The organism is Hydrogenivirga sp., assembly GCF_056450045.1.
In genome coordinates, this window is the sequence record NZ_JBWONM010000147.1 from 1 (window position 1) to 4403 (window position 4403).

The 4403-nt window shown below is 50.9% G+C and carries 3 protein-coding genes; 2 read left to right on the forward strand and 1 reads right to left on the reverse strand.

Annotated elements, in window-relative coordinates; translation table 11 throughout:
* A partial coding sequence (locus AC1HCM_RS06045) for a DEAD/DEAH box helicase (RefSeq protein ID WP_479460871.1) occupies positions 1-2145 on the forward strand: 2145 nt, incomplete at its 5' end.
* Here AC1HCM_RS06045 and bioA read toward each other — a convergent pair.
* Positions 2142-3485 (reverse strand): adenosylmethionine--8-amino-7-oxononanoate transaminase, encoded by a 1344-nt coding sequence (gene bioA, locus AC1HCM_RS06050; protein WP_479460872.1) that lies wholly within the window; start codon positions 3483-3485, stop codon positions 2142-2144. The genes AC1HCM_RS06045 and bioA overlap by 4 nt on opposite strands.
* 49 nt (positions 3486-3534) lie before the next feature.
* On the opposite strand from bioA, the gene AC1HCM_RS06055 reads away from it, so the two are divergent.
* A partial coding sequence (locus AC1HCM_RS06055; protein WP_479460873.1) for an N-6 DNA methylase occupies positions 3535-4403 on the forward strand: 869 nt, incomplete at its 3' end.

Below are 4403 nucleotides of genomic sequence, written 5' to 3' on the forward strand. Positions count from 1 at the left end.
GGGGAAGACCTTCCTTATGAGCTCCTGAACCCCATACAGACGCTATTTTTTAAGAAGTACAGAAAGGGAAACGCCCTTGTAAGCGCTCCGACCTCCGCAGGGAAGAGCCTGATAGCCTACTTCTTCCTCAAGGAGCGCAGGGGAAGGAAGGTTTACACCGCACCTACGAAGTCCCTCGTCTATGAGAAGGCTCTTGAGCTTAGAAGACTCTTCAATAAAAAGGTAGATATAAGAACAGGAGACATCCTTGAGATATACAAGACTGCGAGCTCTGACATAGTGGTAGCAACCTATGAAAACCTCTCCCTCGCCCTGAGGAACAAGCTCTCCTGGGCTATGGAGGCTGAGGCGGTGGTCATAGATGAGATTCACCACCTTATGAGCTCAAGGGGATGGGTTCTTGAGGAGATCATCGCCTATCTCTTAGAGAGAGGAACGGATATGCTGGGGCTTTCCGCAACCCTCCCGGGAAGTGAAAGGCTCGCCAAGTGGATGGGAGCGGAGCTCTTCATAGAGTCGCTGTGGAGACCCGTACCCCTTGAGAGGAAGATAATCCCACTGACAGAGTTCAGGGAGTTCAGAAAGCCAAGAGACCAGGACGAAAGGCTCGCGGGAAAGCTCCTGAGCGCCCTATACGAACTGAAGAAGCCAGACGAGCAGGTTATACTCTTTGTCCACAAGAAGAACGTGGGCTGGAAGGTCCTTGAGCTTGCAAATGAGGAAAAGATAGGAATAATGAACGAGACAACTCCCTTTGAGAAGAAGGAAAGGCAAGAGATTGAGCTTGCCTTCCACAACGCAGACATACCCAAGGAGGAGAGGGAGGAGATAGAGAAAGCCTTCAGGAAGGGAGAGCTTCCTGTTCTCGTGGCAACCCATACCCTCGCTTACGGGGTCAATCTCCCCGCGGATACAGTGATCATAGGGGTTAGAGCCTTCTACGACAGGAAGGAGGGAAGGTGGAAGGTCTTCCCATCCCAGCTTGACATCCTCCAGATGGAGGGAAGGGCGGGTAGGCTGGGGATAAAGGAGAGGGGGTACTCCTACATACTGCCCTACGGTGCAAAGCCCCACGTCCTTGAGGAGGAGATAAAGAGGAGCGTTGAGGGTGAGTTTGAGCCCTACCTCAAAAGGAGCGTGGGAGAGGGAGAGCTGAGCGATGAGCTTGAGAAGGTACTCAGCCTCTTCATACTGATAGGTTTCCTCCATGAGGGAAAGAACTTCAGGAAGTTTCTAAAGAGAACCTTCTCCCTAAAAGACTACTCCCAAGACCCCATCATTGATGATATATACGAGTGGCTTGAGGAGAGGGGCTACATTGAGGGGAAAAGACTCTCGGACAAAGCCCTCTTCTGCGTCAGGTCGGGCATGTCTCCGGTTAGCTACGAGGAGTTCCTCCGCCGGAAGCTCCTCGGTCTGGAGAAGGTGGTCGTTATAAGACCCCTGCTCTTTGTAAAGCGCTTTGATGGACTGTACGAGTTCGTCAAAAGGGGAGAGAGCTTTCCAGAGGACGAGTTTTACATAAGGAGCAAGCTCGCCCACTGCGGAGGGGAGTGCTTTGAGGACAACACCCACCAGTTCCTCTTTTACATAGAGGGGCTCACCTTCAAGTACCCCAACATACAACACCCTCCGGGTGAGCTGTCCTACCTCGGGACGGATACCCTCCACCTTATAAGGGTCCTTTTAGACATAAGGAGCTTTGGGGACATAAGCTGGAGCAACGAAGAGATAATCAAGCTCGCCCACTCGGTCAAGTACGGTCTAACAGAGGAGTTTTCCTCCCTTGGCGGTATAAAGGGTATAGGACACATAAGGGCTAATCTCCTGAAGAGGCTCCTTCAGGAAGAGGGTTTAAAAGCACCGCCTATCGGCGGTAAGGTGGATGAGTTCTTAATGTACCTGAGAGAACACTTTGGAGAAAACCTTGAGAGGAGGATAGAGGAGGTCCTCACAACCTACAGGTACCCCTCCGACAGAGGAAGGGTTGAGAGGGAGAGCAAGCAGGTAATAAAGAGGCTTGAAGGAAACAGGGGAGGCTTTCTTATGGACGACAGGATACTGAGGACCTTCGGAGCATTCCTCTTAGGACCTGAGGCTCTCAGAATGAAAAAGGCTCATCTCCTTGAAAGAATTCTCGCTTAGAGCTCCCCTATAGCCTCCTTGAGAGTATCTATAACGTAGTTCATGTCCTCTTCCGATATAACTAAGGGCATCATCAGGACCATGACATCGCCCAAGGGTCTCAGGAAGACACCCTTTTCCCAGCACCTCCTCGCCACCTTAAAGCCTGTCCTCTCACCGTAGGGAAAGGGTTCTCCCCTCTCCCTGTCCTTGACGAGCTCTATACCAGCCATAAAGCCCAGCTGTCTGACGTCCCCCACATGGGGAAGCTCCCAGAACTCCTTCAGCCTCTCGGTGAGGAGCTCTATCTTGGGCTTCAGCTTTTCAAGGGTTTTCTCCTCCTCAAAGACCTCAAGGTTAGCAAGGGAAACCGCGCAGGCGAGGTTGTTCCCCGTGTAGGTGTGCCCGTGGTAGAAGTGCTTCGCATCCCCGAACTCCCCCAGGAAGGCTTCATAGACCTCATCGGTAGTCAGCGTGGCAGCGAGGGGAAGATAGCCTCCCGTTATACCCTTTCCGAGACACATGAAGTCCGGACTCACCCCCTCCTGCTCACAGTAGAACATGGTTCCCGTTCTTCCAAAGCCGGTAGCCACCTCATCCACTATAAGGAGAACGTTGTGCTTTTTAGTCAGCTCCCTTACCTCCTTCATAAAACCCTTCGGGTAGGGAAGCATCCCGGCTGCAGCCTGAATACCGCTCTCAATCACCACAGCCACAACGTCCCTTCTCGCCCTCAGAAGCTCCTGAAGCTTTATTATCAGGTCCGCGGTGCAGGTCTGACTTAGCTCCCCGAACTCCTTCTTGCAGTAAAGGTAGGGGGATGGGAGGCGTATGGTCTCAAAGAGGAGGTCTCTGTAAGTACCGTGGAACAGGTCTATTCCACCAACGCTTACAGCCCCTATGGTGTCCCCGTGGTAGGCTTCCGAGAGGGTGATGAAGACCCTTCTCTCCTCCCCCTTATTCCTCCAGTAGTGGTAAGCCATCTTCAGGGCGATCTCCACAGCCTCGGCCCCGTCTTCGGAGTAAAAGACCTTGGTGAGCCCCTCAGGTGCTATATCAACGAGCCTCTTGGCAAGGAGTATGGCGGGGACGTTTGAGCTCCCGAGGGTCGTCGTGTGGGCTACCTTTTTGAGCTGTTCTTCTATAGCCCTGTTGAGCTTTGGGTGGTTGTGCCCATGGACGTTGCACCATAGGGAGGAGATGGCGTCTATGTATTTCCTTCCCTTTACGTCCCAGAGGTAAACACCCTCTCCCCTTTCAAAGATTATGTTCTCTTCCTCCCTGTAAACCTTCATCTGGGTAAAGGGATGCCAGAAGTACTCTTTATCCCACTTCTCAAGGAGCTCCGGACTCACATCCATGGGAGGTAATTTTACTGCAATCGATCCAAGCTGGTAGAATTAATCCTGTATGGAAATTTCCAACATAAAAGAGCTTGAGAATAAGCTCTGGAGTGCGGCGGATAAGTTAAGAAAGAAGGTTGAAGTCCACGATTACAAGTACGTTGTCCTTGGGCTTATCTTCCTCCGCTACATCTCTTACGCCTTTGACAGGCGGAGGGAGGAATTGAAGGAAAAGTTCTCAAATCCCAGCTCCCCAGATTATATAGAGAATCCGGCGGATAGAAAGGAAGCATTAATAGATGAGGACTACTACTTAGAGGAGGGTATCCTCTTTGTTCCCGAGGAAGCCCACTGGAACTACTTAAGAGACAACGCCCACAGGGAAAATATAGGGGAGTTGATAAACAGGGCGATTGAGATATTGGAAAACAAGTATCCCGAAAAGCTGAAAGACGTTGTGCCCAAGATATACACCGACCCAAGGGTCAACCTCTCCCACGAAGATCTGGCATATCTTATAAACCTCTTCACAGATATAAACTTTGGAGACGGGCACAGGGCAAGAGATATATTCGGTGAGATATACGAATACTTCCTTGGCAAGTTCACAGAGGTTGAAGGGAAAAAGGGAGGGGAGTTCTACACCCCGAGGTCTATTACAAGGCTTATAGTAAAAGTCCTTGACGTTAAGTGTGGCTCCATATTTGACCCCGCCTGCGGTAGCGGTGGCTTCTTTGTTTCCGCTCTAAAAAAGTTAGAAGAGGAAGGTCTAAACAGGTACTGCCTCTCCATTCACGGACAGGAATCTAAAGCCCTGCCCTGGAAGCTCTGCAAGATGAACCTTGCAATAAGGGGAGTTACAGGAGACATAAGGCTTGGAGACTCTTACCATGAGGATAAGTTCATAAATGAGAGATTTGATTACGTAGTTGCAAA